The sequence below is a fragment of the Bradyrhizobium sp. AUGA SZCCT0158 genome, from assembly GCF_018130065.1.
In the GTDB taxonomy this organism is placed as follows: Bacteria; Pseudomonadota; Alphaproteobacteria; order Rhizobiales; family Xanthobacteraceae; genus Bradyrhizobium.
On the sequence record NZ_JAFCME010000010.1, the window covers coordinates 18,935 to 33,686 of the forward strand.

Consider the following 14,752-nt stretch of genomic DNA (forward strand, 5'->3'; position numbering starts at 1 on the left):
CGAACGCGGCGCAATTGCGGCAACCCTCTTTACCCTGCGCGGCGACTGACCGGGGGATAACTCGCAAGCCCCCTATTCGCGCTTGCCCCGCTTGGGAAGTCTGCCTATAGCTCTCGTTTTAATGACCCCTGCATCGAAATCGACCTTCGTCCTCGGTCACCGGCATCTGCTGGGAATCGAGGGGCTTTCCGCCGCCGATATTACCGGCCTGCTCGACCTTTCCGAGGAATATGTCGAGCTCAACCGCCAGGTAGACAAAAAGCGCACTTCGCTGCGCGGTCGCACCCAGGTGAACCTGTTCTTCGAGGCCTCAACCCGAACCCAATCCTCGTTCGAACTGGCCGGCAAACGGCTCGGCGCCGACGTCATGAACATGTCGGTGTCTTCGTCCTCGATCCGCAAGGGCGAGACGCTGATGGATACCGCCGTCACGCTCAATGCCATGCATCCGGACATCCTGGTGGTGCGCCACCACGCCTCGGGTGCGGTGGAACTTCTGGCGCGCAAGGTTGACGGTTCCGTGATCAACGCCGGCGACGGCAGCCACGAACATCCGACCCAGGCGCTCTTGGATGCGCTGACCATCCGCCGCAACAAAGGCCGGCTGGAAGGCCTCGTGATCGCGATCTGCGGCGACGTGATGCATTCCCGCGTCGCCCGCTCCAATATCCTGCTGCTTAACACCATGGGCGCCCGCGTCCGCGTGGTGGCGCCCTCCACGCTGTTGCCGCGCGGCATCGAGCGGATGGGTGTCGAGGTCGCGCGCGACATGCGCGAGGGCCTCAACGGCGCCGACATCGTCATGATGCTGCGGCTGCAGCGCGAGCGCATGAACGGCTCGTTCGTGCCCTCGTCCGGCGAGTACTTCCATTATTTCGGTCTCGACCAGAAGAAGCTCGCCTACGCCAAGCCCGACGCGCTGGTGATGCATCCGGGCCCGATGAACCGCGGCGTCGAGATCGACTCATTCGTGGCGGATGGCGCGCAATCGCTGATCCGCGAACAGGTGGAAATGGGAGTGGCGGTGCGCATGGCGGTGCTGGAAGCACTCGCCCGCAACCTGCCGAACGCCTGACATGCTGACCGATCGCCGCCCCATCCTCCTGGCCAACGCCCGCGTCGTCGACCCCTCGCGCGACTTCGACGGCCCCGGTGACATCCTGATCGCCGACGGCATGATCCGCGACTCAAAGCGCGGCATTGGCGCTGCCGGCGTCCCCGAAGGCACCGATATCGTCAATTGCGCCGGCAAGGTCGTCGCCCCCGGGCTGATCGACATGCGCGCCTTTGTCGGCGAGCCCGGCGCCAGCCACCGCGAAACCTTTGCTTCCGCCAGCCAGGCGGCGGCCGCCGGCGGCATCACCACCATCATCTGCCAGCCTGACACCTCGCCGGTGATCGACAATTCGGCCACCGTCGACTTCGTGCTGCGCCGGGCGCGCGACACCGCGATCGTCAACATTCACCCGATGGCGGCGCTGACCAAGGGCATGGGCGGCGAGGAAATGACCGAGATCGGCCTGTTGAAGGCCGCCGGCGCCGTCGCCTTTACCGATGGCGCCCACAGCGTCACCAATGCGCAGGTGATGCGGCGCGCTTTGACCTATGCGCGCGATTTCGACGCGCTGATCGTGCACCACACCGAAGACCCCGATCTGGTCGGCGAAGGCGTGATGAACGAGGGCGAGTTCGCCGCAAGGCTCGGCCTCGTCGGAATACCCAATGCCGCCGAGGCCGTGATGCTGGAACGCGACATGCGCCTCGTGGCGCTGACCGGCGGCCGCTATCACGCAGCATCACTGAGCTGCATCGAGTCGCTCGAAATCCTCAAGCGCGCGCGAGACGCGGGACTTGCAGTTTCGGCGTCGGTTTCGATCAACCACGTCACGCTGAACGAAAACGACATCGGCCCCTACCGGACGTTCCTAAAACTGTCGCCGCCGCTGCGCACCGAGGACGACCGTCTGGCGCTGGTCGCGGCCGTGGCCTCCGGCCTGATCGACGTCGTGATGTCCGATCACAATCCGCAGGACGTCGAAGTGAAGCGGCTGCCGTTCGCGGAAGCCGCCGCCGGCGCGGTCGGGCTGCAGACCATGCTGCCGGCGGGGTTGCGGCTGATCCACAATGGCGAGATGGACTTCAAGACCCTGATCCGCGCGATGTCGACGCGCCCGGCCGAGATTTTGGGCCTCCCCGGCGGCTCGCTGCGCGCCGGTTCCCCTGCCGACGTCGTCGTGATCGATGCCGACGTACCCTGGGTGCTCGACCGCGACGATCTCAAATCGCAGTGCAAGAATACGCCGTTCGACGAAGCCCGCTTCTCGGGCCGCGTGGTCCGTACTATCGTAGGCGGACGGACGGTCTATGAACATGTCTAGCAGAGCGTTTTCAAGCGAAGTGGGTACCGGTTCGCGTCAAGAAAACGCGTCAAAAAAAGACGTGCGCGACATACTTCCGCGGCAGGAGCAACCGCGATGACGTTTGAACCATTCCTCGTCGTTGCGCTTTTCGTGGGCTATTTCTTTGGCTCGATTCCATTCGGGCTGTTGCTGACCAAGTTCGCCGGCACCGAGGATCTGCGCTCGATCGGCTCCGGCAGTATCGGCGCCACCAACGTGCTTCGCACCGGCCGCAAGAGCCTCGCCGCCGGGACGCTGATCGGCGACGCGCTCAAGGGCACACTCGCGGTCGTCGTCTGCGGCTATTATGGCGGCCCCAACGCCGCGATGCTGGCCGCATTCGGCGCCTTTCTGGGCCATCTCTATCCGGTCTGGCTCAAGTTCAAAGGCGGCAAAGGCGTCGCAACCTATATCGGCGTGCTGATCGGGCTGTTCTGGCCTGCGGCCATCGTGTTCTGCGTGATGTGGATCGCGACCGCCATCACCACGCGCTACTCGTCGCTGTCGGCATTGATCGCGGCCTTCGTGACGCCGCTGTTCCTGTGGTGGTTCCTCCACCCGGCGCTGGCTTCGCTGTTTGCGGTGATGACGCTATTGCTGTTCTACGCGCACCGCGAAAATATCAAGCGCTTGCAGACCGGAACCGAGAGCCGCATCGGCGCGAAATGACGACATCTTTGTCGTCATTCCGGGGCTAGCGAAGCGAGAACCCGGAATCTCGAGATTCCCCGGTGCGCAATTGCGCACCTGAGGTCTCGTCCTTCCATCCCGGAATGACAAGTCACCGCGCCAGCGCTTCCTCGACGAACCGCGCCGCCGCCAGCGCCTTCGCGTCCTCGCCATAGCGCGCGATGACCTGCACGCCCACCGGCAAGCCGCCGGCAGCGATATGCGCGGGGATGTTGACGCAGGGCGTACCCATCAGCGTCCACAGCCGGTTGTAGCGGGCGTCGCCCGTCGAGCCCAATCCCGCAGGTGCTGCGCCCGGGGCCGATATGGCCAGCAGCACGTCGACGTCATCAAAAACCTTCGTCAGCGCGACCCTGGCCTGACGTGTAACTTGCATCGCTTCGTCATAGGCGGCAGGCGTCATGCCCTTGCTTTCGTCGAGGCGTCCACGCAGGTTCGGCGCGACCGCATCGTAATGCACGCGGTATTCAAAGGCGAGCGCCTGATGCGCTTCGAATTCCTGTACCGTCGGGTGCTGGCGCCACGCTTCGGCTATGATCTCCGGCATCGCCAGCGTGCGCACGGATGCCCCTGCCCGTTCCGCAGTCCTGGCGGCGATCTGCAGTGCCTCGGCGCCTTCGGCCTCCGGTGCACCGGCAAATTCCTGGGTCACGACGCCGATACGCGGCGTCGATACCGACGCCAGCGGCAAGAATTCATCACGGCCGGTCATCGCCGCAAGCCCGTGCGCGACGTCACGGACTCCGGCTGCGAACAAACCAACGGTATCCAGCGTCCACGAATAGCACTTCACGCCGACGGTCGGCAGCAGGCGGTAGGACGGCTTGATCGCGGCACAGCCGCAGAACGAGGCCGGCCGGATCACCGAGCCACCGGTCTGCGTGCCCAGCGCCAGCGGGATCATGCCGGCCGCGACCGCGGCTGCCGAGCCTGCCGATGATCCACCCGGCGTGTGAGCATTGTTGCGCGGGTTGAGCGTCGCGGTCGGATCTGAAGATGCGAACGCCGTCGTCGTGGTCTTTCCGACGATGCTGGCCCCTGCCGCCTTCAGCGCCATCACGACAGCCGCATCCCCGCGCGATCGAAATCCCTTGTAGATCGACGAGCCCATCTCGGTCGGGAAATCGACGGTATCCATGATGTCCTTGATGCCGACGGCAATGCCGCGCAACGGCCCGTTGTCTTGCGCGCGAATATTCGCGTCATGGCACACGAACGCACCGATCTTCTTTTCCTGCGCGCCGATCGCCTCCAGCGACTGGGCAATCGCTGAAGCCGCGGAGAGATCGCCCTGCGCGATCCGGCGTTGAAGGTCGGCGAGCGAGATCATGGACATTCCTCCTGCGGCGGACCAACGGGTTTTACGGAGCGGACCGGAACGGGGCAACGCATCGGCGGGCATGGCAGCCGTGAGAACAGGTGTTGCTTGCAATCTCCGGTTGGGCAAAGCTGTATCGACATGCACGATCGAACGCCCAGCGCGCCCCACCTCACCGATTCCGAGCGGATCGACCGGTTGCGGCTCATTCGCTCCGACAATGTCGGCCCACGCACCTTCGCCTCCCTGCTCCGGCATTTCGGCAGCGCCCGCGCCGCGCTGGAGCGGCTGCCCGATCTGGCGCGGCGGGGTGGCGCGTCGGGACCGGGGCGCATCTGCAGCGAGGACGATGCGCGTCGCGAACTCGCAGCCAGCAGGAAGATCGGCGTCGCTCTGGTCGCGCCCGGTGAAGCCGGCTACCCGCCGCGCCTGGCCACGCTGGACGATGCGCCGCCGCTGCTCGGCATCCGTGGCGCGCCCGAGGTGATGATGCGGCCGATGATTGCGATCGTTGGCTCGCGCAACGCCTCCGGAGCCGGATTGAAATTCGCAGGCCAGATCGCGCGCGACCTCGGCGAAGCCGGTTTTGTGGTGATCTCCGGCTTGGCGCGCGGCATCGACCAGGCCGCGCATCGGGCAACGGTTACGAGCGGCACGGTGGCGGTGCTGGCTGGTGGCCATGACCGGATCTATCCGCCCGAGCATGAGAACCTGCTGACGGCACTGCTCGAACATGGCGGTGCGATTTCCGAAATGCCGCTTGGCCACGTACCCCGCGCCCGCGATTTTCCGCGCCGCAATCGCCTGATCTCCGGCGCGTCGCTCGGCGTCGTCGTGGTCGAAGCCGCGCATCGCTCGGGATCGTTGATCACGGCGCGGATGGCCGCCGAACAAGGCCGCGAGGTGTTTGCGGTCCCCGGCTCGCCGCTCGATCCACGCGCCGCCGGCACCAACGATCTGATCAAGCAGGGCGCGACGCTGACCACGGAAGCCAGCGACGTCATCAACGCGGTCGCGCCGATCATGGAGCGGCCGGTCGCGATTGATTTGCGCGAGCGCGACGGCGAGCCGCTTGATTTCGACGCGGGGCTAAGCGAGCGCGCCCGCATCGTCGATCTGCTCGGACCGAGCCCGATCAGCCTCGACGATCTTATCCGGATGTCGGACGCCTCACCCGCCATCGTCCGATCGGTGCTGCTCGAACTCGAACTTGCCGGACGGCTGGAGCGCCACGGCGGCGGGCTGGTGTCGCTGGTTTAGAAGCGCAGTGCCTCTTCGGCAGGGCTGAGACACAAAATCGCGAAAACAACCCCATGCAAAGTAAGATAAGTCACGACTAGCGGTACCGTGCTACTTACGACGCTAAGTTAGCGCTTGTCGTTGCGCGCGTCGAAACTGCTGCGCGCTCCCTCGATTTCCGGCAGATGCGCGAACGCCCATTGGCCGAGCGCCTTGACCGGCTCCGCCAGCCCGCGGCCGAGATCGGTCAGTTCGTAATCGACCCGCGGCGGAATGGTCGGAAAAACAGTACGCGTGACCAGGCCATCCCGCTCCAGTCCGCGCAGCGTCAAGGTCAGCATCCGCTGCGAGATGCCGCCAATCACGCGCTTGAGTTCGTTGAAGCGCTGCGGCCCGCCGATCAGCTGCATAATCACGAACACGCTCCATTTGTCACCGACGCGGGCCAGCACCGAGGCGACGGCGCGGCAATCGCCGGAGGCATGCGGATTGGCCGGTAAGGCAGGCACATTGATGTGCTCGGGTCTCATGGATGTGCTCGGGTTTCAAAATTGTGCGTTCTTGCGGGGTTTTACGACAGTCACTCATATAGCGCCAGTTACAAACCAATACCAAGGGTGACCCAAATGAAGCTTCTACATATCGACTCCAGCGTCCTCGGCCCCCACTCCGTCAGCCGCCAGGTTTCCGCCGCCATCGTGGACCGCCTGCGTCAATCCACCCCCGGCCTCGAGGTCAGTTACCGCGACCTGACCCTGACACCGCTGGCGCATCTGTCGGGCTCGCACCTCGCCGCCGGCCAGGGCGCCACGCCCGAGGCGTCGCTGCAGCCGGACCTCGCCGCCGGTCAGGCGGTGCTCGAAGAGTTTTTGGCCACCGACATCGTCGTGCTCGGCGCGCCGATGTACAATTTCACCATTCCGAGCCAGCTCAAGGCCTGGATCGACCGCATTTTGGTCGCGGGCAAGACGTTCAAATACAGCGCGCAGGGTGTCGAAGGTCTGGCCGGCAACAAGCGCGTCATCGTCGCGATCTCGCGCGGCGGATTTTACGGCCCGGGCACGCCGGCCGCCGTTGGCGAGCATCTGGAGACCTATTTGCGCTGGGTGTTCGGCTTCATCGGCATAGCCAATCCCGAATTCATCTCCGCCGACGGAATCCAGATCGGTCCCGAGCATCGCGAAAAAGCGGTCGCCGGCGCGCTGAAAGCCGCGGGCAATCTGAACGCAGCCTGAGTTGATGCGTGAGCGGTTGCCGTCGCCAGGCGCGTGACGGCAGCCGCTCCAATCAGAAAACGCCGTTGATGCGGAGGATAACGACAATCAAGGAGGCCAGAAGACCGACACCCGAAAACAGCGCGACTGAAACAAACTGCGCGGTGTCCGAACTTTCCGCCGGGGTCGAGGAGATGCCAGTGGTCTTCGGCACGACAGGGCTCACCGGTTGATGGTTGCTTACGAAACTCCTGTCTTCGAAATCTCAAGCAGTTTCACGCAGGGTTCAATGGGCGTTCTGGCTCAGCGCCAATCCGCCGCAGGGCGCAGAAGCTGGCCAGCGTGCGGCCGGCTTCGATAGTGCCGGGATATTCGCCTACCCCCGATAGATCGGTGCCCCGCTCGGCGAGGCCGTAGCACCCCCGTCGACGAACAATTCCTGCCCCTGGATATGCGCGGCATCGTCGGACGCCAGGAACAGCACCGTCTTCGAAATGTGATCGGGTTCGCCGATGCGGCCGAGCGGCGTGGTGGCGCCGATGCGCTTCTCGAACGCCTTTTCGGCTTCGGGGGTCGCCAGTGCCGCGCCCCAGATCGGGGTGCGGATCGCACCCGGCGAGACCACGTTGACGCGGATATTGCGCGGCGACAGTTCGGACGCCATCACCCGCGCCATCGCACGCACGCCGGCCTTGCTTGCCGCATAGGCGGAGTAGCCGGGATTGCCGAGCACTGAAATCACCGAGCCGTTCAGGATGATGGAGGCGCCGTCGTTGAGATGCGGCACCGCGGCCTGCACGGTGAAGAACACCGCCGTGATGTTGGTCCGGATCACGTTCTCAAAGGTCTCTAACGTGGCCGATCCAAGCGGCGTGCCGCCGGCAATCCCGGCATTGGCGAACACGACGTCGAGCTGGCCGAATTTTTCAACCGCCTGCTTGATCGCAGCCTCGGTGGCGGCGATATCGGTGGCGTCGGCGACGATCGCAAGCGCATTTGGCCCGAGTTCTCTGGCGGCGACCTCCAGCGTCTCCTTGTTGCGCCCGGTGATGGCGACCCGCGCCCCCTCCGCCACGAACAGCTTGGCCGTCGCAAGTCCGATGCCGCTGTTTCCGCCAGTAATGAACGCCGTCTTGTTCGCCAGCCTCACGGGAGCCTCCGATGGTTGCATTATTAAACTAAGTTGCCATCTAGGCTATCTGGTTTCATAATGCAACTACACAGGGCTGTGATCATCCAAAGCATTTTTCGAGCGTGGAGTCCGGTTCGCATAGCAATCAAGCTTGCGCAGATTGCGTAGACTTATCTGCGGTAGAAAACGCGTCAGACAAAGAATCTCCGGAGATGGCCATGGTGAAACGGACCAGCTTTGAGAATGACGATTGCCCGATCGCGCGATCGCTGGATGCGATCGGCGACTGGTGGTCACTGCTGATCATCCGCGAGGCGCTGTTCGGCAGCCGCCGCTTCGGCGAATTCCAGAAAAGTCTCGGGCTCGCCAAGAATATCCTCACTGTGCGACTGCGCGCGCTGGTCGATCAGGGCATTCTCAAGCTGGCCCCCGCCTCCGATGGCAGCGCCTATCAGGAATATCTTTTGACGCCGAAAGGCCGCGGCGTGTTTCCGATCCTGGTAGCTCTGCGCCAGTGGAGCGAGGAATTCGACGATCACCCTGCGGAAATCGCGACCATCCTGGTCGACAAGGAAAAGGGCCGCCCGGTTCGCAAGCTCGAACTCTATTCGCAAGATGGGCGGCTATTGACCGCGGCCGATACCGCGCTCAAGCCGCGGCGGGACTCCAAGTCATCACGGAAACTCAGGTCTATTTCGGCCTGAACAGATGCGCCGCTTACGACAGCTTGCGCTTGCTCCGCAGCCGCAGGTGCTCCTGGGCTTCCAGCAGCGCCATCCCGAGCAAATGGCTGAGGACCTCAAGCCGATGGCGCTCGGCGAGTTTTGTCAATTCGGCAACGGTCTCCGCTATGAAGGCCACGGCCTCGTCGGGGCCGCCCTCCTCTCCCGATTCAACCGCTGGCGCTCGCCGATTCTTGCCTGAAGCGGTGCGCTTCCGGCCTCCCCCTGCCTTGCTCAATAAAAATGCACCCAATCCCATATAGTATGGACAAGAAATAACCCCTTTGCGGGCGCAACTCTAGGGCGCAATTCGCAACTTCCTGTATACAAGTTCGGACGTCCAAAACCCCTTTTTGGCCCCTGCTCCTCATCTGTCGATTTGACAGGGGCCGCCTCACCACCCATGTTCGGGTCGAAACGGCGGCCGCGAGTCTCGCGGAACCGGCCTTAATCTTTTCCCGTAAGCTATTGGAATGACATGAATATCGTCATTGTGGAGTCGCCGGCGAAAGCCAAGACGATCAACAAATATTTGGGCGCCTCCTATGAGGTTCTGGCCTCGTTCGGCCATGTCCGCGACCTCCCCGCCAAGAACGGATCGGTCGATCCGGACGCCAATTTCCAGATGATCTGGGAGGTCGACCCCAAGGCGGCAGGCCGGCTCAACGATATCGCCAAGGCCCTGAAGGGCGCCGACCGACTGATTCTCGCAACCGACCCTGATCGCGAGGGCGAAGCGATCTCCTGGCACGTGCTCGAAGTGCTCAAGGAAAAGCGCGCGCTGAAGGACCACAAGATCGAGCGCGTGGTGTTCAACGCCATCACCAAGCAGGCGGTGACCGATGCGATGAAGTCGCCGCGCCAGATCGATGGCGCGCTGGTCGACGCCTATATGGCGCGCCGCGCGCTGGACTATCTGGTCGGCTTCACGCTGTCGCCGGTGCTGTGGCGCAAACTGCCGGGCGCCCGCTCGGCCGGCCGCGTTCAATCGGTCGCGTTGCGGCTGGTTTGCGACCGCGAGCTCGAAATCGAGAAATTCGTGCCGCGCGAATACTGGTCGCTGGTGGCCACATTGACGACGCCGCGCGGCGACACGTTCGAAGCGCGGCTGGTCGGCGCCGACGGCAAGAAGATCCAGCGCCTCGACATCGGCACCGGCGCCGAAGCCGAAGACCTCAAAAAGGCGATCGAGGCCGCCAACTTCACGGTCTCGACCGTCGAAGCCAAGCCCGCGCGCCGCAATCCGCAGGCCCCCTTCACCACCTCGACGCTGCAGCAGGAAGCCAGCCGCAAGCTCGGCTTTGCGCCGGCGCATACGATGCGGATCGCACAGCGGCTGTATGAAGGCATCGATATCGGCGGCGAGACCACCGGTCTCATCACCTATATGCGTACCGACGGCGTGCAGATCGATGGCTCGGCCATCACCCAGGCCCGCAAGGTGATCGGCGAGGATTACGGCAACGCCTATGTGCCGGAGGCGCCGCGCCAGTACCAGAGCAAGGCCAAGAACGCCCAGGAAGCGCATGAAGCGATTCGCCCGACCGATATGTCGCGCCGTCCGGCCGAAATGCGCCGGCGTCTCGATACCGATCAGGCCAAGCTCTATGAGCTGATCTGGATCCGCACCATCGCAAGCCAGATGGAATCCGCAGAACTGGAACGCACTACCGTCGATATCGCCGCCAAAGCCGGCTCACGCGTGCTGGACCTGCGCGCCTCAGGCCAGGTGGTGAAGTTCGACGGCTTCCTCGCGCTCTATCAGGAAGGCCGCGACGACGAGGAAGACGAGGATTCCCGTCGCCTCCCCGCGATGAGCGAGGGCGAAGCGCTAAAGCGGCAGGATCTCGCCGTCACCCAGCATTTCACCGAACCACCGCCGCGCTTCTCGGAAGCCTCGCTGGTCAAGCGGATGGAAGAGCTCGGCATCGGCCGCCCCTCGACCTATGCCTCGATTCTGCAGGTGCTGAAAGACCGCGGCTACGTCAAGCTCGAGAAGAAGCGATTGCATGGCGAGGACAAGGGCCGCGTCGTGGTCGCGTTCCTGGAAAACTTCTTCGCGCGCTATGTGGAGTATGATTTTACCGCCAATCTGGAAGAGCAGCTCGATCGCATCTCCAACAACGAGATTTCCTGGCAGCAGGTGCTGAAGGAGTTCTGGACCGGGTTCGCCGGCGCGGTCAGCGACATCAAGGATATTCGCGTCTCCGAAGTGCTGGATGCGCTCGACGACATGCTGGGACCGCACATCTATCCGCCCCGCGCGGATGGCGGCGATGTCCGGCAGTGCCCGACCTGCGGCACCGGCAGACTCAACCTGAAGGCCGGAAAGTTCGGCGCCTTTGTCGGTTGCTCGAACTACCCGGAATGCCGTCATACCCGTCCGCTTGCTGCCGACTCCGAGGCCACCGCCGACCGCGTCCTCGGCAAGGATCCCGAGACCGATCTCGACGTCGCGGTGAAGGCCGGCCGCTTCGGTCCCTATATCCAGCTCGGCGAGCAGAAGGATTATGCCGAAGGCGAAAAGCCCAAGCGCGCCGGTATTCCGAAAGGCTCCTCGCCCGGCGATATGGAGCTCGAGCTTGCGCTAAAACTGCTGTCGTTGCCGCGCGAGATCGGCAAGCATCCCGAGACTGGCGAGCCGATCACCGCCGGCATCGGTCGCTTCGGCCCATTCGTGCGCCACGAAAAGACCTATGCGAGCCTGGAAGCCGGCGACGAGGTGTTTGACATCGGCCTCAATCGCGCGGTGACGCTGATCGCCGAAAAGATCTTGAAGGGCCCGAGCGGCCGCCGCTTCGGCGCCGATCCCGGCAAGCCGATCGGTGAGCACCCGAGCCTCGGCGGCGTTGCCGTCAAGAACGGCCGCTACGGCGCTTACGTGACCGCCGGCGGCGTCAACGCCACCATCCCGAGCGACAAGACGCCGGATACGATTACGCTCGCCGAAGCCATTGCACTGATCGACGAACGCGCCGCCAAGGGCGGCGGCAAGCCGAAGCGTGGCGCGAAGAAAGCCGCACCGAAGAAGGCCGCCAAGGCCAAAGCGCCCGTTGATCCAGACGCGCCGAAGCCGGCCAAGAAGGCGGCGGTGAAGAAGGCTGCGGCTAAGCCGAAATCGGAAGCGGTGAGCAAGGCGCGCGCACCGGTCGCGTCCGCGGCAAAGACCTCAGCAGCAAAGCCTGCAGCAGCACCCAAAACGCCTGCGAAGAAAAGCGCGGGCAAGGCCCGGGGATAAGTGAAGAGAAAACACGACAATGGCTTTCCGGCCCGGGACGCCATCGTTGCCTTCATCCGTGCCAATCCAGGCAAGATCGGCACCCGCGAGATCGCCCGCGAGTTCGGCCTGAAGAACGCCGATCGTGTCGAACTGAAGCGAATCCTGCGCGAACTCGCCGACGAGGGCACCATCGCCAAGCGCGGCCGCAAGGTTCTCGAACCCGCCGCGCTGCCGCCGACCGTGATGGCCGACATCACCGGCCGCGACACCGACGGCGAGCTGCTCGCCACCCCCACCGAATGGGATGAAGAGGAATTCGGCGCGGCACCGAAGATCCGCATCCATGTTCCGCGTCGTCCGCAACCGGGCACTGCCGCCGGTGTCGGCGACCGCGCGCTGCTGCGCGTCGAGAAGACCGACGACACCGCTGGCACGCCCTATCGCGGGCGCGTCATCAAGGTCATCGACCACGCCCGCACCCGCCTGCTCGGTATTTTTCGGAAGCTGCCCAATGGCGGCGGAAGGATGATCCCGGTCGACAAGAAGCAGGCCGGGCGCGAACTGAACATCGCCAGCACCGACACCGGCGGCGCCGAGGATGGCGACCTGATCAGCGTCGATCTGGTGCGCACGCGCGGCTACGGGCTGGCGTCCGGCAAGGTAAAGGAGCGGCTCGGCTCGCTCGCGACCGAAAAAGCGGTCAGCCTGATCGCAATCCACGCCCACGACATTCCGCAGGCCTTCACCCCATCAGCATTGCGCGAAGCCGAGGACGCAAAGCCGGCGACCCTCAAGGGTCGCGAGGACTGGCGCGAGTTGCCGCTCGTGACCATCGATCCCCCTGATGCCAAGGACCATGACGACGCGGTTCATGCCGCCCCCGACGACGATCCGAACAACAAGGGCGGCTACATCGTCCATGTCGCGATCGCCGATGTCGCGTTCTATGTGCGCCCGGCTTCGGCGCTCGATCGCGACGCGCTGACGCGCGGCAACTCGGTGTATTTCCCGGACCGCGTCGTGCCGATGTTGCCCGAGCGTATCTCCAACGATCTGTGCTCGCTGGTGCCGGGCGAGCCGCGCGGCGCGCTCGCGGTGCGGATGGTGATCGGCGCCGACGGACGCAAGCGCTCGCACAGCTTTCATCGGGTGCTGATGCGCTCGGCCGCCAAGTTGAACTATGCGCAGGCGCAGGCCGCAATCGACGGCCGGCCCGACGACACCACCGGTCCCCTGCTCGAGCCGATCCTCAAACCGCTCTATACGGCCTATGCACTGGTAAAGCTGGCGCGCGACGAGCGTGATCCGCTGGATCTCGATCTGCCCGAACGAAAAATCCTGCTGAAGCCCGACGGCACCGTCGATCGCGTCATCGTGCCGGAGCGGCTGGATGCGCACCGGCTGATCGAGGAGTTCATGATCCTCGCCAACGTCGCCGCCGCCGAGATGCTGGAGAAGAAGGCGCTGCCGCTGATCTACCGCGTGCACGACGAGCCGAGCCAGGAGAAGGTTCATAACCTGCAGGAATTCTTAAAAACACTCGATCTGCCGTTTGCGAAAGCCGGTGCGTTGCGCCCCGCCCTGTTCAATCGCGTGCTCGGCCAGGTCCGCGGCGAGGATTATGAGCCGCTGGTCAACGAAGTGGTGCTGCGCTCGCAGGCGCAGGCGGAATATTCCGCGGAGAATTACGGCCATTTCGGCCTGAACTTGCGGCGCTATGCGCATTTCACCTCGCCGATCAGGCGATACGCCGATTTGATCGTGCATCGCGCTCTGATCCGCGCGCTCGGCCTCGGCGAAGGCGCGTTGCCGGACACCGAAACGCTGGAAACGCTGAGCGAAGTCGCCGCACAGATATCCGTCACCGAACGTCGCGCCATGAAGGCCGAACGCGAGACCGCCGACCGGCTGATTGCGCATTTCCTCGCCGACCGCATCGGTGCGACGTTCCAGGGCCGCATTTCCGGCGTCACCCGCGCCGGACTGTTCGTGAAGTTGTCTGATACCGGCGCCGACGGGCTGATCCCGATCCGCACGCTGGGAACAGAATATTTCAACTATGACGAGACCCGGCACGCGCTCGTCGGCTCACGCAGCGGTGCCATGCACCGGCTGGGGGACGTTGTCGACGTACGTCTGGTAGAAGCAGCGCCAGTAGCTGGCGCGCTGCGGTTCGAGTTACTATCTGAAGGCAAGGTCATTCCGCGCGGCAGAAAACAGGGCGGCCGCCGCGAAGGTTCGAAAGCCCCGGTCACGCCATCGAAGACGCGTCCGGGCCGTAGCCCGCATCCGAAGGAACGCAAGGGCAAAGCCAAGCCCGGCAAATCGAAGAGAGGCAAGTCATGGAAACGGTGAGCCCCGCGACGACAGTCTGGACCAGGGAATCCGTGAAGGGCGAAAAGCGTGATCTCTGGAGCGCGATGAAGCGTGGCTTCATGTGCCGCTGCCCGCGTTGCGGCGAAGGCAAGCTGTTTCGGGCGTTCCTGAAAGTCGACGACCACTGCAAGACCTGCGGGCTCGATTACACGCCGCACCGCGCTGATGATTTGCCGGCCTATCTCGTCATCGTCATCGTCGGCCACATCGTGGTACCGGTCGTGCTGTGGGTGGAAACCAATTATTCGCCGGCGATCTGGCTGCAGATGGCGATCTACCTGCCCTTCACCTTCCTCTCGTCGCTGTTGTTGCTGCAACCGGTCAAGGGCGCCGTGGTCGGTTTCCAATGGGCGCTGCGCATGCATGGCTTTGACGAAAATGCCCCTAGCGACATCCCTCCGGTCTAGCTAAACCAAGAACAACAAGAGACTGAACGGGGATG

Annotated in this window: 14 protein-coding genes; 9 read left to right on the forward strand and 5 right to left on the reverse strand. The window is 64.1% G+C overall.

Annotated elements, in window-relative coordinates:
* Positions 1-121: 121 nt before the first annotated feature.
* The 3 genes from JQ574_RS16065 to plsY all read left to right on the forward strand — a co-directional run bounded on the left by JQ574_RS16065 (position 122) and on the right by plsY (position 3,068).
* Positions 122-1,075 carry an aspartate carbamoyltransferase catalytic subunit gene (locus JQ574_RS16065; RefSeq protein ID WP_192733697.1) on the forward strand — a complete coding sequence of 318 codons (954 nt, stop codon included), beginning with the start codon at positions 122-124 and terminating at the stop codon, positions 1,073-1,075.
* 1 nt (position 1,076) lies between these two features.
* Positions 1,077-2,378 (forward strand): dihydroorotase, encoded by a 1,302-nt coding sequence (locus tag JQ574_RS16070; protein ID WP_212212308.1) that lies wholly within the window; start codon positions 1,077-1,079, stop codon positions 2,376-2,378.
* A 96-nt stretch (positions 2,379-2,474) separates the two neighbouring features.
* Positions 2,475-3,068 carry a glycerol-3-phosphate 1-O-acyltransferase PlsY gene (gene plsY, locus JQ574_RS16075; protein ID WP_212212311.1) on the forward strand — a complete coding sequence of 198 codons (594 nt, stop codon included), beginning with the start codon at positions 2,475-2,477 and terminating at the stop codon, positions 3,066-3,068.
* 112 nt (positions 3,069-3,180) lie between these two features.
* On the opposite strand, the gene JQ574_RS16080 is transcribed toward plsY, so the two are convergent.
* Positions 3,181-4,419, reverse strand: a complete 1,239-nt coding sequence (locus JQ574_RS16080) for an amidase (RefSeq protein WP_212212314.1) — start codon at positions 4,417-4,419, stop codon at positions 3,181-3,183.
* Between the two features lie 129 nt (positions 4,420-4,548).
* On the opposite strand from JQ574_RS16080, the gene dprA reads away from it, so the two are divergent.
* Positions 4,549-5,667, forward strand: a complete 1,119-nt coding sequence (gene dprA / locus JQ574_RS16085; RefSeq protein WP_212383683.1) for a DNA-processing protein DprA — start codon at positions 4,549-4,551, stop codon at positions 5,665-5,667.
* A gap of 107 nt (positions 5,668-5,774) precedes the next feature.
* Here the strand turns inward: dprA and JQ574_RS16090 are convergent, their stop codons facing one another.
* Positions 5,775-6,176, reverse strand: coding sequence for a helix-turn-helix domain-containing protein (locus tag JQ574_RS16090; protein WP_212212319.1), 402 nt, complete (start codon positions 6,174-6,176; stop codon positions 5,775-5,777).
* 96 nt (positions 6,177-6,272) lie between these two features.
* On the opposite strand from JQ574_RS16090, the gene JQ574_RS16095 reads away from it, so the two are divergent.
* The gene (locus tag JQ574_RS16095) at positions 6,273-6,881 is read left to right on the forward strand and encodes an FMN-dependent NADH-azoreductase (RefSeq protein ID WP_212212322.1); all 609 of its coding nucleotides are present in this window, start codon (positions 6,273-6,275) and stop codon (positions 6,879-6,881) included.
* 52 nt (positions 6,882-6,933) lie between these two features.
* Here the strand turns inward: JQ574_RS16095 and JQ574_RS16100 are convergent, their stop codons facing one another.
* Positions 6,934-7,074 carry a hypothetical protein gene (locus tag JQ574_RS16100; RefSeq protein WP_212212470.1) on the reverse strand — a complete coding sequence of 47 codons (141 nt, stop codon included), beginning with the start codon at positions 7,072-7,074 and terminating at the stop codon, positions 6,934-6,936.
* 162 nt (positions 7,075-7,236) lie between these two features.
* Positions 7,237-8,010 carry an SDR family NAD(P)-dependent oxidoreductase gene (locus JQ574_RS16105; protein WP_212212325.1) on the reverse strand — a complete coding sequence of 258 codons (774 nt, stop codon included), beginning with the start codon at positions 8,008-8,010 and terminating at the stop codon, positions 7,237-7,239.
* 200 nt (positions 8,011-8,210) lie between these two features.
* Between JQ574_RS16105 and JQ574_RS16110 the strand changes: the two genes are divergently transcribed.
* Positions 8,211-8,696: a helix-turn-helix domain-containing protein gene (locus JQ574_RS16110; RefSeq protein ID WP_212212328.1), complete on the forward strand. Its 486-nt coding sequence runs from the start codon at positions 8,211-8,213 to the stop codon at positions 8,694-8,696.
* Positions 8,697-8,709: 13 nt separating this feature from the next.
* On the opposite strand, the gene JQ574_RS16115 is transcribed toward JQ574_RS16110, so the two are convergent.
* A complete protein-coding gene (locus tag JQ574_RS16115; protein ID WP_192733705.1) occupies positions 8,710-8,853 on the reverse strand; it encodes a hypothetical protein in 144 nt (47 codons plus the stop codon).
* Positions 8,854-9,192: 339 nt separating this feature from the next.
* On the opposite strand from JQ574_RS16115, the gene topA reads away from it, so the two are divergent.
* Genes topA through JQ574_RS16130 form a run of 3 tightly spaced genes read left to right on the forward strand, consistent with a single transcriptional unit; the run spans position 9,193 to position 14,717 of the window.
* Positions 9,193-11,952: a type I DNA topoisomerase gene (gene topA, locus JQ574_RS16120; RefSeq protein WP_212212331.1), complete on the forward strand. Its 2,760-nt coding sequence runs from the start codon at positions 9,193-9,195 to the stop codon at positions 11,950-11,952.
* The gene (gene rnr / locus JQ574_RS16125) at positions 11,953-14,289 is read left to right on the forward strand and encodes a ribonuclease R (protein ID WP_212212334.1); all 2,337 of its coding nucleotides are present in this window, start codon (positions 11,953-11,955) and stop codon (positions 14,287-14,289) included.
* Complete coding sequence (locus JQ574_RS16130) at positions 14,277-14,717, forward strand: DUF983 domain-containing protein (RefSeq protein ID WP_212212337.1); 441 nt, start codon at positions 14,277-14,279, stop codon at positions 14,715-14,717. Before rnr ends, JQ574_RS16130 begins: the two co-directional genes overlap by 13 nt.
* The last annotated feature ends 35 nt before the right edge of the window (positions 14,718-14,752 follow it).